The organism is Pelomonas sp. Root1444 (genome assembly GCF_001426885.1).
Lineage (GTDB): Bacteria > Pseudomonadota > Gammaproteobacteria > Burkholderiales > Burkholderiaceae_C > Pelomonas.
Genome location: NZ_LMFP01000022.1, coordinates 1 through 25,182, shown reverse-complemented (window position 1 = coordinate 25,182; position 25,182 = coordinate 1). Strand labels below are relative to the sequence as shown.

Annotated in this window: 27 protein-coding genes; 26 read left to right on the top strand and 1 reads right to left on the bottom strand. The window is 68.9% G+C overall.

Going from position 1 to position 25,182, the window contains the following annotated elements:
• The 8 genes from ASD35_RS27630 to ASD35_RS15930 all read left to right on the top strand — a co-directional run.
• The coding region (locus ASD35_RS27630) for a hypothetical protein (RefSeq protein ID WP_200956058.1) at positions 1–709 on the top strand (709 nt) is incomplete at its 5' end.
• Positions 706–1,470 carry a hypothetical protein gene (locus ASD35_RS15960; protein WP_056875953.1) on the top strand — a complete coding sequence of 255 codons (765 nt, stop codon included), beginning with the start codon at positions 706–708 and terminating at the stop codon, positions 1,468–1,470. The genes ASD35_RS27630 and ASD35_RS15960, both read left to right, overlap by 4 nt.
• A 17-nt stretch (positions 1,471–1,487) precedes the next feature.
• A complete protein-coding gene (locus tag ASD35_RS15955; protein ID WP_056875952.1) occupies positions 1,488–1,775 on the top strand; it encodes a hypothetical protein in 288 nt (95 codons plus the stop codon).
• The gene (locus tag ASD35_RS15950; protein ID WP_082580202.1) at positions 1,772–3,967 is read left to right on the top strand and encodes a phage terminase large subunit family protein; all 2,196 of its coding nucleotides are present in this window, start codon (positions 1,772–1,774) and stop codon (positions 3,965–3,967) included. The genes ASD35_RS15955 and ASD35_RS15950 overlap by 4 nt, the downstream gene beginning before the upstream one ends.
• A gap of 20 nt (positions 3,968–3,987) precedes the next feature.
• Positions 3,988–4,281 carry a helix-turn-helix domain-containing protein gene (locus tag ASD35_RS15945; RefSeq protein WP_056875951.1) on the top strand — a complete coding sequence of 98 codons (294 nt, stop codon included), beginning with the start codon at positions 3,988–3,990 and terminating at the stop codon, positions 4,279–4,281.
• A gap of 55 nt (positions 4,282–4,336) precedes the next feature.
• Complete coding sequence (locus ASD35_RS15940; RefSeq protein ID WP_056875950.1) at positions 4,337–4,891, top strand: hypothetical protein; 555 nt, start codon at positions 4,337–4,339, stop codon at positions 4,889–4,891.
• Between the two features lie 18 nt (positions 4,892–4,909).
• Positions 4,910–6,388, top strand: coding sequence for an SGNH/GDSL hydrolase family protein (locus tag ASD35_RS15935; protein WP_056875949.1), 1,479 nt, complete (start codon positions 4,910–4,912; stop codon positions 6,386–6,388).
• A gap of 99 nt (positions 6,389–6,487) precedes the next feature.
• Positions 6,488–7,297 carry a hypothetical protein gene (locus tag ASD35_RS15930; protein WP_157275604.1) on the top strand — a complete coding sequence of 270 codons (810 nt, stop codon included), beginning with the start codon at positions 6,488–6,490 and terminating at the stop codon, positions 7,295–7,297.
• Between the two features lie 36 nt (positions 7,298–7,333).
• Here the strand turns inward: ASD35_RS15930 and ASD35_RS15925 are convergent, their stop codons facing one another.
• Positions 7,334–7,513, bottom strand: coding sequence for a hypothetical protein (locus tag ASD35_RS15925; RefSeq protein WP_056875947.1), 180 nt, complete (start codon positions 7,511–7,513; stop codon positions 7,334–7,336).
• Between the two features lie 85 nt (positions 7,514–7,598).
• Here ASD35_RS15925 and ASD35_RS15920 point away from each other — a divergent pair, with 85 nt between their 5' ends.
• From ASD35_RS15920 to ASD35_RS15835, 18 genes are all read left to right on the top strand, one after another.
• Positions 7,599–8,735, top strand: a complete 1,137-nt coding sequence (locus tag ASD35_RS15920) for a tyrosine-type recombinase/integrase (protein ID WP_082580201.1) — start codon at positions 7,599–7,601, stop codon at positions 8,733–8,735.
• Positions 8,736–8,794: 59 nt separating this feature from the next.
• Positions 8,795–10,360 (top strand): phage portal protein, encoded by a 1,566-nt coding sequence (locus tag ASD35_RS15915; RefSeq protein ID WP_056875945.1) that lies wholly within the window; start codon positions 8,795–8,797, stop codon positions 10,358–10,360.
• A 5-nt stretch (positions 10,361–10,365) separates the two neighbouring features.
• Positions 10,366–12,330, top strand: coding sequence for a phage major capsid protein (locus tag ASD35_RS15910; protein ID WP_056875944.1), 1,965 nt, complete (start codon positions 10,366–10,368; stop codon positions 12,328–12,330).
• 70 nt (positions 12,331–12,400) lie between these two features.
• Positions 12,401–12,658, top strand: coding sequence for a hypothetical protein (locus ASD35_RS15905; RefSeq protein WP_056875943.1), 258 nt, complete (start codon positions 12,401–12,403; stop codon positions 12,656–12,658).
• 12 nt (positions 12,659–12,670) lie between these two features.
• Complete coding sequence (locus ASD35_RS15900; protein WP_056875942.1) at positions 12,671–12,946, top strand: hypothetical protein; 276 nt, start codon at positions 12,671–12,673, stop codon at positions 12,944–12,946.
• 3 nt (positions 12,947–12,949) lie between these two features.
• Entirely contained in the window at positions 12,950–13,390 is a 441-nt protein-coding gene (locus tag ASD35_RS15895; protein WP_056875941.1) for a hypothetical protein, read from the top strand.
• Positions 13,391–13,409: 19 nt separating this feature from the next.
• On the top strand, positions 13,410–14,045 hold the full coding sequence (locus ASD35_RS15890) for a phage tail tube protein (RefSeq protein ID WP_056875940.1): 636 nt from the start codon (positions 13,410–13,412) through the stop codon (positions 14,043–14,045).
• A 5-nt stretch (positions 14,046–14,050) separates the two neighbouring features.
• Entirely contained in the window at positions 14,051–14,410 is a 360-nt protein-coding gene (locus ASD35_RS27625) for a hypothetical protein (protein ID WP_056875939.1), read from the top strand.
• Between the two features lie 140 nt (positions 14,411–14,550).
• The gene (locus ASD35_RS27620) at positions 14,551–14,823 is read left to right on the top strand and encodes a DUF1799 domain-containing protein (RefSeq protein WP_056875938.1); all 273 of its coding nucleotides are present in this window, start codon (positions 14,551–14,553) and stop codon (positions 14,821–14,823) included.
• A 3-nt stretch (positions 14,824–14,826) separates the two neighbouring features.
• A complete protein-coding gene (locus tag ASD35_RS15875; RefSeq protein ID WP_056875937.1) occupies positions 14,827–18,147 on the top strand; it encodes a phage tail length tape measure family protein in 3,321 nt (1,106 codons plus the stop codon).
• 7 nt (positions 18,148–18,154) lie between these two features.
• On the top strand, positions 18,155–18,475 hold the full coding sequence (locus ASD35_RS15870; protein ID WP_157275602.1) for a hypothetical protein: 321 nt from the start codon (positions 18,155–18,157) through the stop codon (positions 18,473–18,475).
• Entirely contained in the window at positions 18,472–18,981 is a 510-nt protein-coding gene (locus ASD35_RS15865; RefSeq protein ID WP_056875935.1) for a hypothetical protein, read from the top strand. Before ASD35_RS15870 ends, ASD35_RS15865 begins: the two co-directional genes overlap by 4 nt.
• A gap of 10 nt (positions 18,982–18,991) precedes the next feature.
• Positions 18,992–22,759, top strand: coding sequence for an interleukin-like EMT inducer domain-containing protein (locus ASD35_RS15860; RefSeq protein ID WP_056875934.1), 3,768 nt, complete (start codon positions 18,992–18,994; stop codon positions 22,757–22,759).
• Positions 22,760–22,767: 8 nt separating this feature from the next.
• Positions 22,768–23,403, top strand: coding sequence for a DUF4376 domain-containing protein (locus ASD35_RS15855; RefSeq protein ID WP_056875933.1), 636 nt, complete (start codon positions 22,768–22,770; stop codon positions 23,401–23,403).
• 15 nt (positions 23,404–23,418) lie between these two features.
• The gene (locus ASD35_RS15850; protein WP_056875932.1) at positions 23,419–23,826 is read left to right on the top strand and encodes a phage holin family protein; all 408 of its coding nucleotides are present in this window, start codon (positions 23,419–23,421) and stop codon (positions 23,824–23,826) included.
• A 2-nt stretch (positions 23,827–23,828) separates the two neighbouring features.
• Positions 23,829–24,254, top strand: coding sequence for a D-Ala-D-Ala carboxypeptidase family metallohydrolase (locus tag ASD35_RS15845; protein ID WP_056875931.1), 426 nt, complete (start codon positions 23,829–23,831; stop codon positions 24,252–24,254).
• Complete coding sequence (locus tag ASD35_RS15840; protein ID WP_056875930.1) at positions 24,254–24,625, top strand: hypothetical protein; 372 nt, start codon at positions 24,254–24,256, stop codon at positions 24,623–24,625. Before ASD35_RS15845 ends, ASD35_RS15840 begins: the two co-directional genes overlap by 1 nt.
• Positions 24,626–24,807: 182 nt before the next feature.
• Positions 24,808–25,110, top strand: a complete 303-nt coding sequence (locus ASD35_RS15835; RefSeq protein ID WP_056875929.1) for a hypothetical protein — start codon at positions 24,808–24,810, stop codon at positions 25,108–25,110.
• Positions 25,111–25,182: the final 72 nt, after the last annotated feature.

Here is a 25,182-nt window from a genome sequence, read left to right as displayed (position 1 = left end):
TTGTGATGGGTACCCTGCACAGGCCGGCAAACCCCTGCACAGCACCCAAAACAGCCCGGATTCGGTTGAAGCCGAACACCTGGCCGCCTTCGCCCGCCGCCTTGGCGTCAACCGCAGCACCGTCACCCGTGCCGCCCAGGCCGGCCGCCTCGTGCTGGCCGCTGACGGTCGCGTCCTCGTGCAAGCCAGCCTCGCCCGCTGGCACGCCACCCGCGGCGGTCGAGACGACGTTGCCGCCCGCCACGCCGCCACCCGTGGAGCGGAGTTGCCCGCTGTTGCCAGCCTTGCAACGCCCGCAACGGGCCCTGCAACGGCCGATCAGGGGGCAGGGCAGGGGGAAGGTGCCGCCAGCGACTCCCGCGCCCGCTGGGAGGCCGACAAGCTCGCCTGGCAGAACCGCATGCTGCTGGTCAGCCTCGACCTGCAAAGCGGCGCCCGCATCCCCCGCGCGGCGCTGCAGCGCGAGGCCCACGGCTTGGGCGCCACCCTGCGCGCCACCGTCGAGCGCCTCATCGACCAGACCGCCCCTCGCCTGGCCGCCGCCACCTCTGACACCGACCGCCGCCGCCTGCTCGTCACCGAGCTCGGCGCCGCCCGCCGCCTCGTCCGCCGCGAGTTCGCCGCCGCCCTGCGCCGCCTGCGGCCCGAACTGCTCGGCGCGACGGGGCTGCGCCTCGATGCCAGCGACACCCCGGAGGCCTACGCATGAAAGTCACCCTCACCGGCTTCGAGCAAGCCCAACGCAAGCTGGCCAGCCTCGACAAGCAGGCCCGCTACGCCGCCAGCCTCACCCTGAACACCCTGGCCCGCTACCCCGTGCAAGACGCCGTCCGCCACGAGATGCGCGACAGCCTGGACCGGCCCACCCCCTTCACCCTCAACAGCCTGAGCGTCACCAAGCGCGCCACCGCGGCCGACCTCACCGCCGTCGTCGACTTCAAGCAGGTGGCCGGCGGCAGCCGCCCCGCGAGCGACTACCTCCGCTGGCAGGTCAGCGGCGGCCAGCGCCGGCTCAAGGGCTTCGAGGTCGCGCTGCGCAGCATCGGCGTGCTGCCCGGCGGCTACTTCGTCACGCCGGGGCAGGGCGCCAAGATGGACGCCTACGGCAACGTCAGCCGCGGCCAGATCGTCGCCATCCTCAGCTACTTCCGGGCTTTCCGCGAAGAGGGCCGGGGCTTCAAGATGAACAGCACGGCCGCCACCCGCGCCCGCCTGGCGCGCGGCACGCGCAGCCGCCTGGGCTTCCGCTACTTCGTCGGCCGGCCCGGTGGCCGTGGCCAGCTCGGCATCTACCAGGACGTGCGCATTGCCGCTGGCGTGCGCGAGCTGCTGCCTGTCTTCATCTTCGTGCAGTGGGCCCGTTATGAGCCTCGTCTCGACGTCCAGGCCGCCGCCGACCTCGCCGTCAAACGCGAAGCCGCGCCCATCTTCCAGGCCGCGTTGGCGCAGGCGTTGCGCACGGCACGTTGAATCGTCAAGGAGCCGACATGGTCTTCCCAGTCCCACGTACTCGCATCCAACTGACCGGCCGCACACGCGGCCGCCCACAGGCCATCACGGGCAAGATCGTCATGCAGGTGGAGGAGGTTGTCGAGCAAAGCACGATGTTCATCTGCCCTCCGCCGCCGTGGTGCAAGACTCGCGAAGAGGCGCAGAAGTGGCGTGACGATGAACTAGCTCAGTTCGATCAAAGCTGGCGCCGCGTCCGCGTGCAGTGGCGGGACGCCACGCTCGTCGATCTGGTGTCGGAGCAGGTGCTGCTCGCAGCGCGATGACCGCCACCCTCGCCGACCTCAAAGCCCAACGCGAGCACCTGCAAGCGCAGCGCGCTGAGCAAGCCTGCCGCCAGGCCGAGGCGCAGGTCGTACCGCGTGGTGACACCCTCCGCGCCGGCCTTGCCGTGCGCGACGCCGCCGGCCGCGCGCTGGACGTGCTGCTCGAGCGCTGGCTGCTCGACGTCGCCGGCTTGGCCGACGAGACCGAGGTGCACCACGCCATGAGCTTGGCCGCGCACGAAGTGCTTGTCGAGCTGGGTCGCCAGCTGCCGGCCATCAGCCAGGCGCTGCCCAGCCTGGGTGAGTCATTTGGCAAGGGCGCCACGCCGCGCAAGCTGCTCACCGTCAGCCAGTGGAGCGAGCTCAACCGCTGGCTGCGCAGCGGCACCAACAGCCCCGGCCCGTGGCGCAACGAGCTCACGCCCTACCTCGTCGAGATCCAGGACGCGCTCAGCGAGCACAGCGCCGTGCGCCAGGTCACCTTCATCAAGTCCAGCGGCGTGGGCGGCACCGAGGCCATGTACAACTGGCTCGGCTACGTGATGCACCACCTCACCAACAAAGACATGTTGGTCGTCGTGCCAACCCTCGAGCTGCGCGACCGCAGCTTCAACCCGCGCCTGGCCAAGATGCTCGAGGAAACGCCGGTGCTCAGCGCGCTCACGCCCACCGGCCGCCGCGACCGCGCCAACCGCGCCGAGTTGCTCGAATACGGCGCCCGCGCCCGCGTCATCAAGGCCGGCGCCAACAGCCCCGACAGCCTCCGGTCTGATCACCTCCCCTACGTCATCTGCGACGAGGTCGACGCCTTCCCCTGGGACGTCGGCACCGAGGGCGACCCCATGACGCTGATCGAGAACCGCCAGCGCACTTTCAGCCGCGCCAAGACCTACTGCGTCAGCACGCCCACCCTCGAAGGCCAAAGCCGCATCGACCTGCTCTACAGCCGCAGCGACCAGCGCCGCTACCACGTCCCTTGCCCGCACTGCAACGAGACCCAGCCCCTCGAGTTCGGCACCGGCAAGCCCCACGGCCTCAAGTGGCGCACCGCGCCCGAGGAACCCGGCGAGCCCATCACCGTGCTGGCCGCCTGGTACGTCTGTCAGCACTGCGGCGCCGAGATTCAGGAGAAGCACAAGCCCGACATGCTCGCCGCCGGCCGCTGGATCGCCAAGCGCCCCGCGCGCAAGCTGCACCGCGGCTACCACCTCAACGCGCTGTACGCGCCAACCGGCCTCGGCCTCAACTGGCTCAAGATCGCCCAGAAGTGGGTCGAAGTCCAGGGCGACACGTCGGAGCTGAAGGCCTTCGTCAACACCTACCTCGGCGAGGTGTGGAAGGAAGTGGGCGACAGCCTCGAGGCCGGCGCGCTGCTGGCCCGGCTCGAGACCTACGAAATCGCCGCGCTGCCCGTCCACCTCATCACCGGCGGCGCCGACGTCCAGAAGGACCGCATCGAGCTCACCGTCGTCGGCTGGGGCGCCGGCGAGGAAGCCTGGGTCATCGATCACCTCATCCTGCCCGGTGACACCACCCAGCCCGACGTCTGGAAAGAGCTGCACGAGGCCCTCGTCGAAGCCGGCGTGCACATCGCCTGCATCGACGCCCGCTACAACACCAGCGTCGTGCTGGACTTCTGCGAGAAACGCCAGTGGACCGTGGCCATCATGGGCTATGACGGCGCCGGCCGGCCCTTGGTGGAAGACGAGCGCAAGCGAGCGCAGCGCCTGCGCGCCCGCCGCAAGCGCGCCCGGCCCAGCGAGCCCATCGGGGTCGACCAGGCCAAGACCCTCATCTACGGCCGCCTGCAGCTCACGGCGCCCGGCCCTGGCTACATCCACTTCCCGAACACTGCGGCGTTCGACGACGAGTATTTCGCCCAGCTCGCCGCCGAGCGCCTCGTCACCAAGGTGCGCGGCACCCGCCCGTTCAAGGAGTGGGTGCAGCTGCGCCCCCGCAATGAGGCGCTCGACTGCATGAACTACAACCTCGCCGCCGTGCGTCTGGCGCCCATGCTCGTCGGCCGCGCCGTCTCGCGCGCCGGCTCGCTGCCCGGCGCCAAGCCAGCGACCGAGCCGCCCGACGGCCAGCCGCCCAGCTCGACCGCCGAGCCCTTGGCCCAGGCCGCCGCTGAATCCCCTGCCGCCACGCTCGCGCGCATCCAGCGCCTGCGTGCCCAGCGCCGCCGCTGACCGCCAACCCAGGCCCGCCCATGGACGCCCTCGCCATCTTCCTCAAGCTCGTCCGCGAAGCCATCGAGGCCAGCGGCGCCCCGGCGGACACCCTGCACGACGCGCTGGCCAACGCCGAGCAGCGCGCCCGCTCCACGCTCGGCGGCAGCATGCACCACATCAGCCGCGTGCCAGCCATCAGCACCAAGGCCCGCGTCATCGAGCTGGCGCAACAGAACCTCCCCAACGCCGTCATCAGCGAGCGCCTGGGCATCAGCGACCGCTACGTGCGGCGCATCGTCAGCCAGCTGCGCATCGTGAGCCCGGAGCAGTGATGCGCGGAACAACTCAAGCCCCGCAGTTCCGGCGCGACCGGCATCGTGCTCAGCCATGAGCGACACCCTGCCTAGCACCCACACCGCCGGCGACAGCGCCGCCTGGCTCTTCGACGCCGGTGACTGCGCCCCGGCCGATGGCTGGACCGCCAAGCTCATCCTCGTCGGCGCCACGCGCCACGAGATCACCTGCACCACCAGCGGCGAGCAGTTCGCCGCCGCCGCAACCAGCGTCGCCACGGCCGCCTGGCAGCCCGGCAACTACGCCGCCAGCCTCGTCTGCACCCTCGGCACCGACCGCGTGTCTCGCGCCGGCGGCTCTGTGCGCGTGTTGGCCGACCCGGCAGCCGAAGGCACCACCGCCCGCAGCCTGCTCACCGACGCCGAGGCCTACCTCGCCGACCTCGAGGCCGCCTACCGCGCCCACATGGCCAGCGGCAATGCCGTCGTCGCGGAGTACCGCATCGGCACGCGCATGAAGCAGTTCAAGAGCGTGGCCGACCTGCTCACCGCCATCAACGCCGCCCGCCGAGACGTCCAGGCCGAGCAAGCCGCCGCGGGCCTCGCTGCCGGCGTCAGCTCGCGCCAGCGCTTCGTCGTGCGCATGTAACCCCACAGGAGATCACCCATGCTCATCACCATGCTGGCCGACCGCTTCACCGCGGGCGGCGTGCTCGCCGCCAAGGGCAGCCAGATCACCGTCGACGATGACCTGGCGTTCCGCTGGATCGGCGATGGCGTCGCCACCGACGTGGGCCAGGCGCGCGAAGCGCTGCAGGGAACCCTCGACCCGGTGTCAGGGGCTGGCAATCTCGGCAACCGCCGCAGCCTGATGGCGCGATGCCTGACGGGCCGCAGCAGCGCCGTTGCCGTGGCGAGCACAGCTTTCACGGGCACCGGTCTCGTCACCGGGCTCACCCAGCACCAGCGCCACGCCCTGGCGACCGCCTTCGACTCCGTGCGGATCGGCATCCCGAACATGCACACCGCCGCAGTCGCGGGCGTGAAGGTCATCTTCGGCGTTTCCAATACGTTGGGGACCTACTCCGCCGCCCCGGCCGCGAACAGTTCCACCGGCACGACCAGCGCCAGCCCGGCGCCCACCGAGACGGTCAGCTCTACGGGTGGTGTCTGGCGCTCTGCGACCTTCGGCGGGCAAAGCTCGGGCACCCTGGCCGCAGCCATTGACGCAGCGAACAACTACCCGTCATACACCTGGACGGACTGGTGCCAGGTGGCGTCGGTGGACCGCACGGACGGCGGCACCTACCCGGTGCTCGACCTGCGCATCTTCATCCCTGTGGCCGGCGCCAACATCTCGCTGGGCTACACGGGCGCCAGCAACACTGCCTATGCAGCCTTCGGCCGCGAAGACCTCATCACGGGTGGCCGAGTCTGCCGAGTCTGGAATCAGGACGTGGACGGCGTCACCACGCCGGCCAACTTCACCACGGCCACCACGACGCCCACCGTCATCCCGGTCATCTTGCAGTTCACAAGCCGCACGACGGGCCGCACGCTGATGGTTGTCGCTGACTCCATCGGCGAGGCCAGCACTGGCCCGACGTACCTGCTGAACGGCTTCGCCCTCAAGGCGGCGCTGGCTTCGAGCGTCCCCACCGAGGTGTGCGCGCAGGGCTTCGGTGGCGCCACATCGATCCAGGCGACGAACCGGGCATTCGGTGTCATCGACGAGGTTCGCCCCTCGCACATCTTGGCGACGGCGGCGAGCGTCAACAACTTCGGCACGACGCTGGGGCAGCGCGTCGTCAACGAAGCGATGGGGACCGTCGGCACGCTTGTGTCGTTGGCTCAGCGTTGGAACTCCCGCTTGGGCGTGTATGGCTTCCTGCCCGTAACGGACGCCGCGAAGCCATACGGTGCAACGGATAGCTTTCGCCAGACGGCAAATGCGACATTGCCGGCACGCGTCGCCTCATACGGCGCGACCTACATCGACCTCGTGGGCGCTTTGCAGGGTCAGACGGTAAACAGCCACATCGAGCTCGCCACCGCGCTCGATTCTGGCGATGGCGTCCATCCTGGTGACCCAGGGCACACCACCGGCAGCGTGCCAGTCGGGCTTTGGTTGGCTAACACGCCTTGACTCACGCGCAGGGTTTGCAACAGCTCTCCCAGTGCCACGCTTGATCTCCGGCGTCGCTACATTCGCCCTGTCGCGCCACGGCGCTATCGGGAGTAGACAGTGCGATTCGTTTATATGGATGAAGCTGGTACGTCGGAGAAAGAGCCGGTCACTGTTGTGGTGGGATTGGTGGTTGAGGCGGATGCGCATTTGATGGCGATTGAAGCTGCGGTGTCAGAAATCCTCGGTGGTGTTCCCAGTCAGTACCGCACGCAGAAGAATTTCGTCTTCCATGCCAAGGAAATCTGGGGTGATTCAAGGATGCGTGAGGGCTGGACTCAAGCGCACAGATTGGCGATTTTGAAATCGATGATGCATTTGCCTCGTCGCTTCGGTATCCCAATCGTGCTCTCGATGTATCGAAGATCTGCTCAGTTTGAAGGCATAGAAAGTACCGGCATGTCGGTGGCCCAGTTCCAGCACTTCATGGCGTTTGGAAACTGCATCGCGAGCGCAGATCGCTACATCCGGGATTACGCGAGGCCGAGCGAAGTAGGCACGGTAGTGGCGGAAGACGTGCCAGAAATGAGGCGTTTCCTTGCCCGAGCTGTTTCCCTGTGGCGTGAAAACTCTTTCAGCTTCAGCCCTGACCAGTTGATACCAACGGCGAAGGAAGTTGAACAAGGTTTCCTTCGTCAAGTCGGTGATCTTCGGGTTACACGGCTGCGGCGGAATATTCACTTTGTGGAAAAAGGCGACCCGATGTTGATGGTTGCTGACGCATGTGCGTACGGCTTTCGCCGATTCCTAGCCGAGCAGTCGTTCGGGGACGAGTTCGTTGAAGCCATGCTTGGTGGACGATTGAACATTGATGACTATCGCGGGCCGTGCGCGATGGACAACTTCTACAGCCACCCTAGAACCATTTAAATTGATTTCCATCCCCTGCCGGTGATGACCGCCCGCCTACTTGGCGGGCTTTTTCGTTTTCGGCACCCAGCCTTCCAGCAGCGCATCGAACTCGGCGTTGGTGGCAGCCTTGATCTTGGCCAGGTGCTCTGGCAGGTAGCGCCGCGTGTAGCTCACACGGAGTTCGTCTTTGGCCTTAAACGGCGGGCCGCGCTTTGGCTTGGTGTCAGTGCTCATGCCTAATTATTGCACTACGCGAATCGGGGGTTCCATCCCGCTATTTGCTGTTGTTCAATAATCACATGACTAAGCGCAATGCATCATGACCGCCGCGGCACTTGCCGGCGTTTTGGAGTCGATAGCGTTCGCGATCCGCGCGCTCCCGGCTGGTGTTCAAGCGGTGCCGGCGCTGGGTTCAGCGCTGCTGCAAACGCGGGCGATGCCCGCACCGCCGCCCCCCCCTCCGCCACCGTCTCCGCCCGAGCCCACGCCGCCTCAGGTGGCGATCCGAATTCAGCAGTCGGTTGAGGCGCCAGCACCAGCACCGGCGGCGCCTGCGCAAGAGGCGGTGGCCGTCAGCGGCACCGTGGCCGAGTGGCTGACGACCTACCGGACGATCATCGGCGACCGCAATTACGACCCGCAGACGATCAAGAACCGAGGGACCTCGCTGCGTTACATCGAGACCCATCTCGGCGCCCGGCCCCTGCGGGCGATCAAGCCGCACGAGATCGCCACGCTGCTTAAGACGTGCACCCCGCACAAGGCCGGCCGGATCTTGGGGGAGCTTCGCGATATCTACGTCGAGGCCATCAACAATGGCGAAGCCGAATCGAGCCCAGCCGCTCACGTCAAGCCACCGAGGGCGCCAGGCCTGCGCAAACGGCTGACGCTGGACATGTGGCAAGACATGCTGCTGCTGGCCAGCACTGGGCCTCAGCGGTGGGTGCCGGCGATGCTGCTGCTCGCGCTGCACACGGGCCAGCGGCGCGCTGACCTCGCGAAGATGAAGTTCAGCGATGTGGTCGACGGGCACCTCCGCGTCGAGCAGCAAAAGAAGGCCCGCAAGCTCATCGGCGCCCGTGTGGCCATCCCGCTCACGCTGCGCCTGGAAGCCACGGGCATGACGTTGGGCGAAGTCATCGAGCTTTGCCGAGGCATCGGCGCGCCAGGCGACACGCTGCTGCGCCAGGCCAACGGCCGGCCTATCGAGATGTCGTCTCTCAGCGCCCGCTTCTGCGAGCACATCACCGCCGTCACCCCTTCGGACGCGTACAAGGAGTTCGAGCGGCCAAGCCTGCACGAGGTGCGCAGCCTCAGCGCGCGCACCTACATCACAGAGGGCATGCCGCCCGTCACCGTGCAGACCCTGCTGGGCCACAAGCACGCGGAGATGACGGCGGTCTATCTCAACGACCGAGGCCTGACCGACGCGGAATGGAAGACCGTCGCCGCATAGCCGCGGGGCGGAACAACTCGCCCCCCTGAGTTCCGCCCCTCTCGACACGATGCCTTCCCATGGCATCGCTGCTCACCAAGCTCGCAAACCGCCTGGGCCTTCACACCGAAGCCCAGGCGCGCGGCCGTGAACTCACGGCCGGCCGCCGCGTGGCGGCCATCGCCAACGCCCAGCAACGCAGCCTGCTCTCGGCGCTGACGACCAACGACGTGGCCAGCTGGCAGCCTGACGGCCAGCACATCAACGTCGAGACCGAGGCCGGTCTCTCCACCGTCATCGCCCGCAGTCGCGACGCCGCGCGCAACAACCCTTTCGCGCGTCGCTTCATCGGCATGGTCCGCCGCAACCTGCTGGGCCCGCACGGCGTGCGCCTGCAGATGCGCCTGCGCACCGAGGCCGGCCTCAAAGCCGGCGTCAACGAGACGCTCGAATCGGCCTACCTCGCCTGGGGCCGCAAGGGCGCCTGCGACGTCACAGGCCGCTACACCCGCGCCGACCTCGACCGGCTGGCCCTGCGCCATTGCATCGTCGACGGCTGCGCCTTTGCACGCTTCCTGCCGGGCCGCGGTCCGCACGGCGTGCAGGTGCAGCTGCTGCCCGTCGATGTGCTGGCCCGCACGCACCGCGCCGACCTGGCCGACGGCGCGCGCATCCGCCAGGGTGTCGAGATCGATGCCTTCGGCGCCGTGCGCGCCTACTGGCTGCGCGGCACCGACGCCGCAGCGCTCGACGCCTTCGCTACGTCCCGGAACTTCATCCGCGTTCCGGCCGGCGAGATGCTGCACCTGCAGCTGCCGGACGAAGTGCTGCAGCTGCTCGGCGTGCCCTGGATGCAGGCCGCCCTCAAGCCCATGCACCAGGCGGCCGACTTTGCATCCTCGGGGCTCAACAAGGCGCGGGAGAGCGCCAAGCGTGGCGGGTTCTTTGAGACGCACCCGGACGCAGCGCCGCCCCCGCCCATGGAAGACGGCAAGGACGTCGACGGCACGCAGTTCCAGACGCTGCAGGACGGCACCTGGGACATGCTCCCCCACGGCCTCAAGGCCACGCCCTTCGAGAGCGACTACCCCAACATCGAATACGGCCAGTTCATCAGGGACTGCCTGCGCAACATCGCCAGCGCGCTCGAGGTCAGCTACATCAGCCTGGGCAACGACCTGAGCGACGTGAACTACAGCTCCGGCCAGCTGGGCCTGGGCGACGAACGCACGTTGTGGCTTGAGCTGCAGCAGTGGTTCGTGGCGCACTGGACGCAACCCATCTTCGAGCGCTGGCTCAGCTACGCCCTCGTCGCCGCGCCCGAGCTGAGCGGCCTCAGCTTCGCCCGCATCGACGCCTACAAGGCCGCCGCCCGCTGGCAGCTGCACGTCTGGCAGCCGCTGGACCCGCTCAAGACCATCGAAGCCCAGCGCAGCCGCCTTGAGGAGGGCATCACCAGCCCGCAGCGCGTCATGGCCGAGAACGGCGACGACCCCGACGAAGTCCTGGCCGAGCGCCAGGAATGGGCCGCCAAGGTCAAGGCCGCCGGCCTGGCCGAGCCCGTTGACCCCGCCACCGCCGCCGCGTCCAAGGCGCGGCGCCTCCAACTCATCACCGGGGCTTTGCCAGCCACCGGCACGGAGTGACACGCATGTCCACCGTTATCGACCGCAACTCCCTGCCCGAAAACGTCCGCAAGGCCCTCGCCGAGCCGCAGAAGCGCGCCATGCGCGTCGAGCGCGCCGCGGTGGATGCCGAGGCCCGCACCGTCGAGCTCAGCTTTGCCAGCGACGCGCCGTATGAGCGCTGGTGGGGCAACGAGATCCTCGACTGCACGCCTGCCGCCGTGAATCTCGAGCGGCTCAATGGCCGCCACCCGCTGCTGCTCAATCACGACACACGCCAGCAGATCGGCGTGGTCGAAAGGGCCTGGGTCGACAGCGACCGCAAGTGCCGCTGCACCGTGCGTTTCAGCCGCGGCGCGCTCGGCGAAGAAATCCTGCAGGACGTCATCGACGGCATCCGCGAGCTCGTCTCGGTCGGCTACTCCATCGACGACATGGTGCTGGAGAGCCGTACCGACGACGTCTCGACCTACCGCGTCACCGAGTGGACGCCCTACGAGGTGTCCATCGTTTCCATCCCCGCCGACGCCTCCGTGGGCGTGGGCCGTTCCCTGGCCGCCGAGGCCGCAACCGCTCAACCCAAGGAGACCCGCATGAGCGATCCCACCACCACCGCCCCGGCGCCCGCACCCGCGCCGGATATCCGCGTCATCGAAAGCCAGGCCATCTCGGCCGAGCGCGAGCGCGCCAACGCCATCCGCGCGATGGGCCATGCCCACAGCCTGGCTGACGAAGCCACTACCGCCATCAACGGCGGCACGTCGGTCGACGCCTTCCGCGCCCTGGTGCTGCAAAAGCTGGAAGAGCGCGGCAAGATCAAGCCGACCGTCAGCGCCGAAATCGGCCTGACGGAAAACGAGACCCGCAGCTTCAGCGTCGCGCGCCTGATGTACGCGCTGCTCGAGCCGTCCGACGCCGACGCGCAGAAGCGCGCGGCCTTCGAGATCGAATGCTCGGTCGCCGCCCGCAAGCTGCGCCCGGTCGACGAGCACGGCCACATGGGCGCGAGCCGCTCCAGCGGCTACACCGTGCCCGTGGACGTGCTGCGCGGCACCCTGGCCCGCGAAGCCAAGGTCGCCGAGGCTGTGCGTTCCATGCTGGCGCAGCGCGACCTGACGGTCGGCACGCCCACCGCCGGCGGCAACCTCGTCGCCACCGACCTGCTGGCCTCGAGCTTCATCGACTTGCTGCGCAACCGCATGGTGCTGGCCAGCCTCGGCGCCACGGTGCTGGACGGCCTGACCGGCAACCTCGCCATCCCGTCGCAAACCGCCGGCGCCAGCACCTACTGGGTCACTGAAGGCGTGGACGTCACCGAGAGCCAGGCCGCCTTCGGCCAGGTCACGCTGACGCCCAAGACGGTCGGCATGACGGCCGACTTCAGCCGCAAGATGCTGCTGCAGGCCACGCCTAGCATCGAGGCGCTGGTGCGTGCCGACCTGGCCAACGGCATCGCCTCGGAGATCGACCGCGTCGGCCTGGCCGGCAGCGGCACCGGTGCCGAGCCGCGTGGCGTCATCAACACAGCCGGCATCGGCGCTGTGGCCGGTGGCACCAACGGTGCGGCGCCGACCTACGCGCACATGGTGGCGCTGGAAGAGGCCGTCGGCATCGCCAACGCCGACATCGGCAGCCTGAAGTACTGCACCAACGCCAAGATGCGCGCGCAGCTCAAGCTGACGCAGGTGTTCGCCAGCACCAACGGCCAGCCGGTGTGGCAGGGCAGCGAGGTCAACGGCTACGCCGCCCTGGCCACCAACAGCATGCCCAGCAACCTCACCAAGGGCTCGGCCTCTGGCGTCTGCTCGGCCATCGCCTACGGCAACTGGGCTGACCTGCTGATCGGCTTCTGGTCCGGCCTGGACCTGATCCTCGACCCCTACGCCCTGGCCAAGTCCGGCGGCCGCCGCATCGTCGCCCTGCAGGACTGCGACGTCGCCGCCCGCCGCGCCGCCAGCTTCGCGGCCATGTTGGACGCCCTGCGCGTCTAAGCCCCGCGCCCTCGGCGCCGGCCTGCGGGCTGGCGCCGAGGGCGCCCACCTGACCGGACAAACCACCGCCATGAAGATCCTCATCATCCTCGCCACCTTCGTCCCCTCCCTGGACGGCCCCACGTTCCTCGACGTCAACGAAGTGGTCGACGTCGAGCCCGACACCGCCAAGAACGTCGTGATCGCCGGCAAGGCGCTGTTCGTCGACAAGAAGGACGACTTCACCGCCCACAAGGTGAAGACTGCCACCGACGCCCAGCTCGACGCCGCCAAGAAGGCCCAGGCCGAGGCCAAGCGCCTGGCCAAGGCTGACCCCAAGGCCGACTGAGCCCGCCGCGCCATGCCCTTCGACGACGACCTCGCCGGGATGCTGCAGGACGCAGGTGAGCCGATGACGCTCGCCGGCGCGCCGCTGCACGGCCTGTTCGACGTCGACGGGCAGGTGATGCTGGAAGGCGGCGTCACCAGCACCACCACCACCGCCACGGTGCTCGCCTCCGTGGGTGCCCAGCGCAATCAAACCCTGGTGCGCCAGGGTGTGAGCTACCTCGTGCGCCAGGTGCTGCCCGAGCCGCCCGACGGCGCTCTGCATCTGCTGGTGCTCGCCAAGGCCTGACCCATGCTTGCAGCCGCCCAAGCCCGCCAACTCGTCGCCCAGCGCCTGCAGGCCTGCGCGCTCACCGCCGGCCAGGTGCACGAGGGCCGTTATGACCCCGCGGCCGAGAGCGAGCTGCCGTGCTGGTTCGTCGCCATCGACCCCGGTGAAAACGTCCAGACCGAAGGCATCAGCTGGCCGCGCCTGCTTGAGCACCGGCTCAGCATCCGCGCCGATGGCTTCGTCAAGAGCGCTACCGATCTCGAGACCCAACTCGACACCCTGCAGCTGCAAGGCATGCAGGCCCTGTTCGCGACGCAGCCGCCGATCCAGCTGGTGTTGATCGGCGTGCGGCGCCGCACCGACGACGGCGACCAGCAAGCCGCCCGCCTGGGCTGCCTGACCCTGCACCTCGAGGCCGTGTTCCACGGTGTTGAGGGCGACCCCGAGACCCTCATCCCCTGACCCCATCACAGGAGCCACCATGTCCTACAACACCCTCATCGGCGCGCAGTTCTTCCTGTCCACCACGCTGGAAGCCGCCAAGACCATCACCGCCATCAGCAACGCCGCGCCGCCCGTCGTGTCGTCCACGGCGCATGGCTACGCGAACAATGACGAAGTCGTCATCTTCAACAACTGGGATGACTTCAACGAGTCCGTCGTGCGCGCCTCGGCCGTGGCTGCCAACGCCTTCAGCATTGCTGGCTACGACAGCACCAACACCGACTTCTATCCGGTCGCCAGCGCGGTCGGCACCGCCCAGAAAATCGCCGGCTGGACGAGCATCGGCCAGGTGCTGGGCGTCACGCCCAGCGGTGGCGAGGCCAGCTTCGAAGAGGTCAAGCCCTTCGACCGCCGCAACGCCGTGAAGCTGTTCACCGGCTTCAGCGGCGCCAGCCTGGAGCTCACCCTCGGCTGGGACCGCTCGCGCGCCGACCAGCAAGCCATGCAGGCGGCCTCGCGCATCGGCGGTAAGAAGGCCATCAAGTTCGTGCTGCCGGGTGGCATCTACGGCTACGCCTACGGCACGGTCAGCGCCTCGTCGCTGCCGGTGTTCGAGTCGGTCATGAAGCAGAAGGTCGTCATCACGATGGCCGGCGCCTTCACCAGCTTCTGATCGCCATGAGCGCCACCTACAAGCTGGTCGTCGGCGACCGCGTCGAGTTCGACATCAAGTTCACGCTGAACGACGGCGGCGAGGACAAGCCCTTCGGCATGCGCCTGTCCGCCAAGCGCCAGCCGCTGGGCGAGCAGGAGCGCGAGCTCGGCGAGCAGGTCAAGGTGCAGGAGTTCCTCGCCGGCCGCGGCGTGACCCTGCAATCGTGGATCGGCAAGTCGCCGCTGCAGGATGCGGAGGGAGCCCCGGTGCCCGCGGGCCCCGAGGCGCTGGCTGCGTTGTACGCGCTGGTGGGCGGCATGGTGAGCCTGGTGTTCGCCGGCTACCTGCAAGCCAACGGCGCCCGCGGCAGCTCGGGAAACTGACACGGCTGGCGACGCTGCTGGCCGCCAACGAGATCGACCTCGGCACGCCCGACGATGACCCCCTCGACGACGCCCCACCCGACGACCGCGCCGCGGTCGGTCTCGCCCGCCTGGCAGCGCTCGCCCGGCAGCGCGGGGGGGTGCCCATCGAGCGGCCGGCCTTCGTCCTGCTGCCCGAGAACGTCCCCGTGCTGCGCCTGTGGGGCGCCGTGCAAACCCAGTGGGCGCACGGCCCGCTCGGGCCCACGGGCTTCCAGTGGCACAGCCTGCGCCTGCACCCCGACGTGCGCGCCATTCCCGCGGCCGACCGCGAGCCCCTGCTGCAAGGCCTCGCGGTCATGGAGCGCGCCTGGCTCGCACAACGCCACCTCATGCAGGCCGCTGAAGCGCGCGGCAAAGGTCTAGGAGCCTGACGCATGGAAGACCTCAAGATCCGCCTGGTGCTGGAAGGCGCCGAGCAAGTCCAGACCAGCGCCAACAAGGCCGCCGATGGTCTGGGCAAGCTCGGCAAGGCCGGCCAGCAGGCGGGTCAGCAAGCCCAGTTGTCCGGCCAGCAGATGGCGCAGGTGAGCGCGCAGTTGCAAGACCTGTTCGTGCAGATCCAGGGCGGCCAGGCGCCGATCACCGCGCTGCTACAGCAGGGGTCGCAGCTGTCGGCGGTGTTCGGGGGCGTGGGGAACGCGCTTCGGGCCGTTGGCGGACTCATCACGCCGACCGTCGCGATTCTCGGCGCGGCGGGCGTTGCCATTGGCGGCGTCGCGCTGGCGTACAAGCAGGGCACTGACGAAGCCAAGGCCTACACCAATGCCCTGGTGCTGTCCGGCAATGCTGTGGGCGTGACGGTGGGCCAGCTTCGGGAGCTCGCCGCCGCGCAGAGCCGCGTCGTGGGCACGCAAGGCGAAGCGGCGCAGGCGCTGGCCGCACTGGTGGCAACGGGCCGCGTCAGCGCTGATGCGCTGGACGAAGCGGCCGAGGCCGCCACCCGCTTCGCGCGGGCCGGCATCCCCATTGAAGAGACGGTCAAGAAATTCGCGTCACTTGGCAAAGACCCCCTCAAAGCGCTGATCGACCTCAACGAGGCCGAGAACTTCCTCACCGAGGCTGTCTACCGGCAGGTGAAGTCGCTGGTGGAGCAGGGCAAGACGGCCGAGGCCGCCAAGGTCGCCATGGCGGCCTACGCCGCCGAAGGCGTGCGGCGAGCCAAGGAACTGGAAGCCAGTCTCACTGGTGTCGAGAAGGCCTTCAAGGTGGCGAAGGACGGCGCCGCGGGTTTCTGGGATGCCATCGTCGACAGCTTCCGTCCCTCGGTCATCGAGGGCAAGGTGGCCGAGCTGCGCAACAGCATCGGCGGCGTGCAGCAGCTGTTGAACATGGTGACCGGTCGCACGCCGGTACAGGCCGCCATCTCCCTGGTGCAGCCGTCCAACACTGAGGGTGCTGAAGCGGCCGCGCGGCGCGTGGCCAAGGCCGAAGGCGAGCGCGCCGCGGCGGTGAAAGCCGCCATCGAAGCCGACGAGAAGGCCGCCGAAGCGGCCAAGAAGCTCGCCCGAGCGCGCGATGAAGAGAATGCTGCCGTCGAGCGCGCCCTTGGCCTGTCCGGCAGCTACCAGAAGGACTTGACGGAGCTCCTCAAGCTGCGCCAGCTTGGCCGCCTCACCGAAGAGCAGTACATCAAGGCCGTCGAGAACCTCATCAAGGTGCAGCCGGTCGTGCGTGATCAGCTGGAAGCGCAAGCTGCCGCGCAGAAGAAGGCGGCCGATGCGCTGAACGACCTGCTGCAGGCCGAGCAACGCCGCATCGACGCGGTCTACAAGGGCGCCGACCAAACGGCCGCCCAGGTGCTGAAGCTGCAGGAGGAGGAGAAGGCCATCACCCTGTCGGCCGCCAGCCACATCACGCTGGCTGAAGCGATCGAGCGCGTGGCCATCGCTCGTGTCGAGGACGCGCACGCCAAGGCCACCGCACAGAACGACTTCGGCACCGCGGCCGCGCTGCGCGCCGAGGTCGAGCAGCGCGAGAAGCTGGCCACCCTCATCGGGCGCAAGGAGACCCGCGACACCGCCAAGCGCAGCGCCGAAGACGCTGCCCGCGAGTGGAAGCGCGCCACCGAAGAGATGGAGCGTTCGCTCACCGACTCGCTGATGCGCGGTTTCGAGAACGGCAAGGGCTTCGCCCAAAACTTGCGGGACACCATCGTCAACATGTTCAAAACGATGGTGCTGCGGCCCGTCGTGCAGGCGGTCTTCAAGCCCGTCACGAACGCGCTGACGGGCTGGTTGCAGGGCCTCATGGGGTCGGGTGGCTCCAGCGGCGCGAGCCTCGGGCAGTTGATCAGCACCGCGGGCACATTCTTCAACTCGTCGTGGTTGTCGTCCATTGGCGCGAGCCTGGGCGGCGGCGCTGCGGCGGCGTCGGCCGCTAGCGCCGCTGGAGCCGCCGGCGCAGGGGCGGGCGGCTTGATGGGCGCCGCGTCCGCTGCCGGCCCACTGGCGGCCATGATCGCGATGTTCATGGGTGCCGCCGACAGCGCCTATGCCAACGGATTCAACCAGGACAACTTCAGCTACACGAAGGCCTGGTTTCAGACAGGCGGGCTGGCGCCGCCGACGGTGAAATTCGACACCAATGCCCTCGTCAAGCTGGGTGTCAACGAGCGCATCGCCAACGTCATCACCGGCGCGTCGCTGTGGAGCCGCGCTTTCGGCCACAGCGATCCTCAAATTCAAGGGCAGGGCATCTCGGGCACGGTCAACGCAGGCGGCTTCGCCGGCCAAGCCTATGCGGACTGGATCAAGAAGGGCGGGTGGTTCCACTCCGACAAGACGGGCACCGACCGTATGCCCATCAGCTCGTCGCTGGACGCCGAGCTGGACCGGACGGTCGGCGCCGTCTACAAGTCCGCCGCCGAGTACGCCAAGGTGCTGGGGCTGCCGGTGTCCGCCGTCAATGGCTACGCGGCGCAGTTCAAGGTCGTCTGGGGCAAGACGGAGGAGGAGAACAAGGCCGCTCTTGATGCCGCCATCAGCAACCTGGGCGAGCAGCTGGCCTCACGCTACGCCGCCCAGCTGGCGCCGCTGCAGCGCTACGGCGAGACCATGGCTGCCACGCTGGAGCGGCTGTCCACGCTGCAGACGTTCACCAACGGCCTGGGCGCCCTGGGCGGCGTGTTCTCGCGGCTGGCCGCCACCAGCGTGACGGCGCGCGAGCACCTCATCGACCTGGCCGGCGGCATGGATGCGCTGGGCCAGCAGGCGCTGGGGTTCGCGCAGAACTACTACAACCGAGACGAGATTGCCGGCCTGAAGGCGCGCGAGGTGCAGGCGGCCCTGGGCCAGGCCGGCGTGACGCCCGAGGTCAACAGCCGCGAGCAGTTCCGCGCGCTCGTGGAAAGCCTGGACCCGAACAGCACCACCGGCCGCGAGCAGCTGGCCGCGCTGCTGGCGCTGCAGGGCAGCTTCGCGACCGTGTCGGACTACCTGGCCGAGACCGGCCTCACGCTCAGCCAGGCCGCCGCGCTGGCGCCCGCCAACGACATGCTCAGCCCGCTGCTCAGCACCGTCAGCCAGCAGTTGCAGTTGGCCCAGCAGTCCATGGACGCGCAGTACGAAACGCGCGACGCCACGCTCAAGGTGGCCGACATGGTGCAGCAGCTGGCCAACGCCATCTTGTCGGGCGGCGGCGGGGGCGGCGGCTGGGTGCCGGGCTACCGCCAACCCGAAGTGACGACCGCAGGCTGAGGCCCCCATGCCGTATCCGACCCTCATGATCCTTGAAGAGAGCGAGGCCCCTCGCGAGGCCGGCATCGAGGCGGCGCGCGCCACCAACGGCCTGCTCAAGGTGCGCCGGCTGTACAGCGCCGACAAGACCGATTTCGTCGTCGTGCACATGCTCACGCGCGCCGAGCGCGATGACCTGATGACGTTCTACAACGCCAACGTCACCACCGAGTTCACCTTCTACTGGCCCGGCGACGGCGTCACGTACACGGTGCGTTTCTCGGCAGCGCCGCAGGTCTGGCGCAAGGGCAACTACTACCGCGCCACGGTGCGCCTTGCGCAGGTATGAAGACGCTGTCCGTCGCCCTCTCGGCCGCGCTCGGCGCGCCGGTGCAGCGCCCCGCCATCCTGGTGGAGCTGGGCTTCAGCACTGTCCGGCGCTGGAGCAGCTTTGCGGACCTGACCTGGGGCGGGCACGACTGGGTCAAGGAGGACGTCAGCCTTGACGGCTTGATGGTGGGCGCGCTGGCGGTTGCAGGCGTGCTGCGCCTGGGCAACGGCGACGGCGCCGCAGCGGCCTTGGTGCTCGCCGAAGGTGTGCAGGACCGCACCGTGCGGCTCTGGGGCTATGACGCCGCCGCCACCGGCGCGGCCGATGTGGTGTGGCTGGCCGACGCCGTCTGCGCCGGCGCGCAGATCGCCGCCGATGCCGTTCGCCTGGAGCTGCGACACCCCTGCGAATACACGCTGGCGCCGCGCACCTTCGTGTCCGAAGCCGAGTTCGCGCCGCTGCTGCCGGCCGGCACGGTGCTCACCATCAACGGCCAGGCGATCACGCTGGCCCGCCGCAACTGAGGCGCGCGTCATGCCCTTGTTCACCGACGGCCTCACCATCCCGCCCGCGGGCAGCTTGAACTCGACAGGGAAGGGCGCCGCCGCCCGCCAACTGCCCGCCGCCGCCTCGCGCTCCGTCGTGCCGCTGGTGTACGGCGAGGACCGCATCGCCGGCCTGGTGCTCAACGTGCTGAGCGCCGCCGGCACGCCCGGCACGCTGCTCGTGCAGGTGCTGTGGTGCTTCGCGTGCGACAGCGTCAACGACCTGCGCTTCAAGGACGCGGCCCTGCCGGCCGGCGTCACAGCCACGCACTATGCCGGCAGCCAGACGGTGGCCGACGCCACGCTGGTGGCAGCGTTCGCGGCGCAGGGCATCAGCGGCGTGCAGCCGTTGACCGGCTACGCCTGGAGCCTCATTTCGATGCCGGCCGCGCTGTTCGACGGCCAGCTCAACTTCACCGCGCGCGTCCGCGGCCGCAAGTGCTACGACCCGTCGCTCGACACCACCGCCGGCGGCGCCGGCCCGCAGCGCTTGGCCGACGTGAGCACCTGGGCTTACAGCGACGTGCCGGCGGTGTGCCTGGCCGACTTCCTGGCCAGCCCGGTCTATGGCTGTGGCGTCACGGTCGATTGGGCCAGCGTCATTGCCACCGGCGCGGCCAATCGCGCCGTCGTGCCCAGCTCGAGCGAGGCACGACGCCTGGTGGGGGTGAGTTTCATCACGGCGTCCGCCGCCCTGGACGTGGCCGAAACGCTGCGCGCCTATGCCGGCTGCTTCCTGCTGCCGGGTGCGAGCGGGGTGCGGCTGCTGCCCGACGTCGACAGCGCGTCGGTGGCCACCTACCGGCATTCGCTGGGCGACATCGCGGCCATCGACGCACTGGAGCTGCGCAACGTCAACCAGGCGCCCACGGCGGTCGAGGTCATCTACACCGACACCAGCGCCATCCCCTGGCGCGACGCGTCGGCAATCGCCCCGCTCGACGGCGCCGGCACCACCAAGCCTTGGCGCCTCAGCCAGGTCCGCATGCCCGGCATCCACCGCCACGGGCAGGCGATGCGCGAGGCCACCGAGCGCCTGAACAAGCTCGTGCTGAACGACCTGAGCACGAGCATGGAAGTGTTCGACGTGGGCATCAAGCATGATGACGGCGACATCATCACCGTCGAGCACCCGCTCGGCCTGGCGATGACGCCGATGCGCGTCACCAGTGTGGCCATGCCAGCGCCGGGCCGCTGGCGGCTCGGCCTGGTGCGGCACAGCGCCGGGGCCTATAGCGACATCGTCGCCAGCGCGGCGGCGATCGTCGACGCGCAGCGCATCGTGCCCGCACCGGTTGCGTTAGGCATCAAGATCAACGTCGCCGACTTTGCCGGCACGTTGAACTACAACGAATGCTGGATTCACGGCTGCGATGCCAGCGGCGCGGCGCTCGATGCGCCTGGTGTCATCCTGGTGAACGGCCAGCCCAGGAGCGTCCCCAACGGCCTGCTCTATGGCGGCCCAGGCCCCGGCGCGCATTACATCGTGTGGGAGAGCAGCGGCGCCGGCTTTGCGATCTCAGGCGGACCGGCCACGCACCCCTATGCGGCCGTGCGCAAATATTCCGGCCACTGGTACTACGACAACAACTCGACGTGGGTCGAGTTCATCCCCACCGCGCATCACTTCATCATCGGCACGGTCGAGAGCGGTGGCACCGACGTTGGGTTCCCTGGGAGCCCGCCCGGCATCGTGGCCGCAACGATGTGGGCGCATGCGACAACGCTGGACGCGCAGGTGGCCAGCTACAGCCCGCCGTCCATTCGCGTCATGGGCGAGAACCACAACGCCCGGGAGGCCGGCTTTACTGGTCGTGGCGTGGAGATCCTCAGCACGGGCTACGTGCACAACACCGGCACGCGGGGCCACACGCTGCTGATGTGGAACCTGGCCACGGACTCACTTGCCGCGGCGCCGTCCACTTTCGACACCTACGGCAGCGGCTCGGCCGCGCTTGTCGCGGCGCTGGACACCGTGCCGGCGGGCATCCTGCTGGCGCTCTACACCTATGACGCGTCGACGCATGACGCGCCGCTGCGCGCCGCCTTGCAGGCGTTCGGCGGCAGCGCGACCTTCCCGCTCTGGACGAGTGACCGCACGTCGCATGTGTTCATCGGCCAGCGCGGCCTGCAGCCCGGCCAGGCCTACGCCGCCAGCTCGGCGGCCAGCGACGCGAGCGGCGTGGTGGTGCAGCAGGCGTTCTACACGGTGGCAAGCATCGTCAAGAACGGCGCGGCCGGCACCGACGGCACGCCAGGCGCGCCGGGCGCTGATGGGCAGACGAGCTACCTTCACATCAAGTATTCGAACGACGGCGGCAGCACGTTCACCACTTCGAGCGGCGAGACGCCGGGCGCGTATATCGGCACCTACACCGACTTCACGGCGGCGGACAGCACCAGCGTCGGCTCATACAACTGGGCGCTGATCAAGGGCGCTGACGGCACGAACGGCACGCCGGGTGCGGCCGGGGCCGATGGCCTGACAAGCTACCTGCATATCAAGTGGAGCAACGACGGCGGCGCCACCTTCACCGCCTCAGGCGGCGAGACCCCGGGCGCCTACATCGGCACCTACACCGACTTCACGGCGGCGGACAGCACCAGCGTCGGCTCATACAGCTGGGCGCTGATCAAGGGCGCTGACGGCACCAACGGCACGCCGGGGGCGGCCGGGGCCGATGGCCTGACCAGCTACCTGCACATCAAGTGGAGCAACGACGGCGGCGCCACCTTCACCGCCTCAGGCGGCGAGACCCCAGGCGCCTACATCGGCACCTACACCGACTTCACGGCGGCCGACAGCACCAGCGTTGGCGCATACAACTGGGCGCTGATCAAGGGCGCTGACGGCACCAACGGCACGCCGGGGGCGCCTGGGGCCGACGGCACGCCCAGCTATCTGCACATCAAGTGGAGCGACGACGGCGGCGCGACGTTTACCGCCAGCAGCGGAGAGACGCCGGGACGCTACATCGGCACCTATACCGACTCGACGCTGGCGGACAGCACGAGCGTGGGCGCCTATACCTGGGCGCTGGTGAAGGGCGCAGACGGCACGAACGGCCAGGACGCCATCGCCATGTCGTTGTCAACCGCTGCCGTCACGCTGCAGGCCGACAGCAGCGGCGTCGTGGCCGACTACTCGCCCGCTGCCACGACGGCTGTGGTGATGAAGGGCGCCGCCGATGACACCAGCAACTGGACTTTCAGCCGGACGAACGGCACCGGCGTGTCGTCCAGCCTGGCCGGCGCTACGCTGACCGTCACGGCGATGAGCGGCGACACGGGGTATGTGGACGTCACTGCCACCCGCAGCGGCTACGCCACTCAGACGGCCCGCTTTACTCTGGCCAAGGCCCGCGCCGCCGCGCCGACCAGCGGCGTACTGAACGCTCTTTTCTGGCAGGCCGGCGGCACCACTGCCGCGGGAATTCGCTTCAACACCGACGGCACGGTGTCCACACGCGACCCGGGCGGCAGCTACTCCTACGTCGGCAACTGGTATTCCCCCACCACGTCCGGCATCGGCTCAAGCTACTGGATCAAGTTGGTGCCGCGTGCCGGCTCGGCCAACCCATCGAGCGGCGCGGCCGTCAACAGCTGGGTGTCGATGTCCACCGTCGTCAACTGGGTCAACACCGTTACCGGTCCGAACTCTCGATACACGCTGGCGGACTACTTCATTTCCAACAGCTCCAGCGGCTCGCCTGTCGTCGCGACCGGAGCGCTTGAACTCGTCGCCGACAACACCTGACGCCACCCATGCTTTTCCATCACGACACCACTTCTGACGATCACATCGCGGTCACTCATCACCGACTCGCCGGCGCGGAGCTGGCGCGTGATCTCTCCAGCATCGTCCTGCGGCTGGAGTCGTGGCCAAGCGAGGCTGCCAGGCTCGATGGTCGCGCCCCCGTCACGCGCTGGCAGCTGAACGTGCCGGTGGCGGGCCTGCCATTCGGCGACGGCCTGCAGGCTGCAGTCGCGGCGGCCGTGTTGGCCAGCGACCAGTTCAACGGCGCAACGCCCATTCCCGACGCTGCAGACAGCCTGGATGGCGCCCAGGCTCGCAAGTGGGCCGAGGTCAAGGCAGAGCGTGCGAGCCGCGAGCGCGGCGCGTTCACCTCGGGCGGGCACAGCTTCAACGTCGACGAGACACGCCTCACCGGCGCCGCGCTCGACGCCATGGCCGCGGACCTGGCCGGCGAAACTTACGCGCAGCCATGGGTGCTGGCTGACAACAGCGTTGTCGTGCTCAACGCCGCCGAGCAGCTTGCGGCCGGCCGCGCCTGCAAGGCCTACATCGCCGCACTTTGGGGCATTAGCCAGCAACTGCGGGGTCAGATCGACACCGCTTCAACGGTCGCCGAGGTGACCGCCATCCACTGGCCAGACTGAAGAAAGCCCAGCCCCATGCACCTGCTCCGAACCGCCACCGCCAAGCTGATCGGCCTGCTGCTGCCGATGGCCGCGCACGCCGAGGCCAAAGACCCGCTGTCCTACCCCGCCAAGCAATACGGCTTCGTGCTGGGCCTGGCCGTGGTCGGCGGTCTGGTCAGCTTCTACGCCCGCGTCCGCAAGGGCGAGGTGATGGCGCTCAACGTCACGCAACTGGTCGGCGAGCTCACCACCAGCGCCTTCGCCGGCTTGCTCTGCTTCTGGCTGTGCGAGCTGTCCGGCGCGCCGCCGCTGCTGGCCGCGTGCCTGGTGGGCGTGGCCGGGCACATGGGCACGCGCGCCATTACCACCTTCGAGGCCTTCGCCATGCGCCGCTGGGCGCCCGGCGCGCCCGTCCCTGACGCCCCCAAGAAAGAGGAGTGATCATGATCACCGTCAACGACTACTTCATGGGCCGCCGCGAGCAGCACCCGCTCGCGCTCACGCCCGACATCGAGCGCCGCGCCGAACGCACGGTCAGCGTCGTCAACGCGCTGCTCGCCAAGGCCATGGCCGACGGCATCCACCCGGTGCGCAACCCCAACACCGGCAGCGCGGTCAGTAGCGGCTGGCGCCCACCGGCCATCAATGCCGCCACCAGCGGCGCGGCCGTCAACTCCCGACACATGACCGGCGAGGCCGTCGACCTTTACGACCCGGATGGCGACATTGACGACTGGCTGCTGTCGCCCAACGGCCAGGCCGCGCTGGCCAGCGTGGGCCTGTGGATGGAGCACCCCAGCGCCACCAAGGGCTGGGCCCACCTCCAGACCGTGCCGCCGCGGTCGCGCAACCGGGTGTTCTATCCGTGATGCCGCCGCTCTGGCTCATCAAGCTGCTGGGTGTGCTGGCGCTGCTGGCTGGCGTCTGGTTCCACGGCGACCGCACCGGCGCGGCCGGCGTGCGCGCCGAGTGGGATGCCCAGCGGCTGGCCGAACAGCAAGCCGCTGAGGCCCAGGCCGAGCAGCAGCGCCTACGCGCGCGCGCTGCGGCGACCGACTACGAGACGAAGCGCGCCGCGCTGCTGCGGCGCCTCACCCAACCATCACCGGAGTCCGTCTATGCGCTCCACGCCACGATCTGCCCGCCTGCGGGCGCCCTCGGCAAGCCGCTGGAGCTGGGCGATGTGCCTGTGCCTGGTGTCTGGCTTGACCGGCTGCGCAACGCCGGCGCGGATTTCTAAGCCGCCTGATCCACCGCCGCCCGGCCTGGCCGCGCAATGCACCTCCGGCCCTGGCTACCCGCGCGCGGCAAGTGCGGCGCTGGGCGACGTGCTGAAGGTCATCGAAGCCCGGGAGACAGCGGCGGCCGACTGTCGCGCCCGTCACGCCGGCCTGTTGGCCGCCTGGCCGAAGTGAGCCGGCCATGACTTGGCATCTTCAGCCTACCCGCCTGACCGCCCGACTGTTCTCGGCCAGCCGTAGCTTCGAGCAGCGCGACCCTCCCGACGTCATCGCCCAGGTCGACCTGACGGCCGACGGCAAGGCCTACATCCACGCCACCATGAGCAGACAGGACGGCAGCACATCGCCGGGCGCTTGGCGCGATCTGGTCAGGATCCTGCGCGGAGCGTTCGGCGTCACGGTGCTGGACTGGGAGCACAAGGGCAAGACCGGTGGCGGGGACGCGGGTAGGGCCTGGGCCGACACCGTGGCTGTCGAACGCTAGGTCGGGCGCAGTTTTTGGCGTAGTTTTCTAAAAACTACGCCGTTTTCCTGGGTGATAACACTGCCTCATCAT

Coding starts and splice junctions, on each gene's coding strand:
- ASD35_RS15960 (WP_056875953.1), top strand. CDS start 706: ATGAAAGTCACCCTCACCGGCTTCGAGCAAGCCCAACGCAAGCTGGCC.
- ASD35_RS15955 (WP_056875952.1), top strand. CDS start 1,488: ATGGTCTTCCCAGTCCCACGTACTCGCATCCAACTGACCGGCCGCACA.
- ASD35_RS15950 (WP_082580202.1), top strand. CDS start 1,772: ATGACCGCCACCCTCGCCGACCTCAAAGCCCAACGCGAGCACCTGCAA.
- ASD35_RS15945 (WP_056875951.1), top strand. CDS start 3,988: ATGGACGCCCTCGCCATCTTCCTCAAGCTCGTCCGCGAAGCCATCGAG.
- ASD35_RS15940 (WP_056875950.1), top strand. CDS start 4,337: ATGAGCGACACCCTGCCTAGCACCCACACCGCCGGCGACAGCGCCGCC.
- ASD35_RS15935 (WP_056875949.1), top strand. CDS start 4,910: ATGCTCATCACCATGCTGGCCGACCGCTTCACCGCGGGCGGCGTGCTC.
- ASD35_RS15925 (WP_056875947.1), bottom strand. CDS start 7,513: ATGAGCACTGACACCAAGCCAAAGCGCGGCCCGCCGTTTAAGGCCAAA.
- ASD35_RS15920 (WP_082580201.1), top strand. CDS start 7,599: ATGACCGCCGCGGCACTTGCCGGCGTTTTGGAGTCGATAGCGTTCGCG.
- ASD35_RS15915 (WP_056875945.1), top strand. CDS start 8,795: ATGGCATCGCTGCTCACCAAGCTCGCAAACCGCCTGGGCCTTCACACC.
- ASD35_RS15910 (WP_056875944.1), top strand. CDS start 10,366: ATGTCCACCGTTATCGACCGCAACTCCCTGCCCGAAAACGTCCGCAAG.
- ASD35_RS15905 (WP_056875943.1), top strand. CDS start 12,401: ATGAAGATCCTCATCATCCTCGCCACCTTCGTCCCCTCCCTGGACGGC.
- ASD35_RS15900 (WP_056875942.1), top strand. CDS start 12,671: ATGCCCTTCGACGACGACCTCGCCGGGATGCTGCAGGACGCAGGTGAG.
- ASD35_RS15895 (WP_056875941.1), top strand. CDS start 12,950: ATGCTTGCAGCCGCCCAAGCCCGCCAACTCGTCGCCCAGCGCCTGCAG.
- ASD35_RS15890 (WP_056875940.1), top strand. CDS start 13,410: ATGTCCTACAACACCCTCATCGGCGCGCAGTTCTTCCTGTCCACCACG.
- ASD35_RS27625 (WP_056875939.1), top strand. CDS start 14,051: ATGAGCGCCACCTACAAGCTGGTCGTCGGCGACCGCGTCGAGTTCGAC.
- ASD35_RS15875 (WP_056875937.1), top strand. CDS start 14,827: ATGGAAGACCTCAAGATCCGCCTGGTGCTGGAAGGCGCCGAGCAAGTC.
- ASD35_RS15870 (WP_157275602.1), top strand. CDS start 18,155: ATGCCGTATCCGACCCTCATGATCCTTGAAGAGAGCGAGGCCCCTCGC.
- ASD35_RS15865 (WP_056875935.1), top strand. CDS start 18,472: ATGAAGACGCTGTCCGTCGCCCTCTCGGCCGCGCTCGGCGCGCCGGTG.
- ASD35_RS15860 (WP_056875934.1), top strand. CDS start 18,992: ATGCCCTTGTTCACCGACGGCCTCACCATCCCGCCCGCGGGCAGCTTG.
- ASD35_RS15855 (WP_056875933.1), top strand. CDS start 22,768: ATGCTTTTCCATCACGACACCACTTCTGACGATCACATCGCGGTCACT.
- ASD35_RS15850 (WP_056875932.1), top strand. CDS start 23,419: ATGCACCTGCTCCGAACCGCCACCGCCAAGCTGATCGGCCTGCTGCTG.
- ASD35_RS15845 (WP_056875931.1), top strand. CDS start 23,829: ATGATCACCGTCAACGACTACTTCATGGGCCGCCGCGAGCAGCACCCG.
- ASD35_RS15840 (WP_056875930.1), top strand. CDS start 24,254: ATGCCGCCGCTCTGGCTCATCAAGCTGCTGGGTGTGCTGGCGCTGCTG.
- ASD35_RS15835 (WP_056875929.1), top strand. CDS start 24,808: ATGACTTGGCATCTTCAGCCTACCCGCCTGACCGCCCGACTGTTCTCG.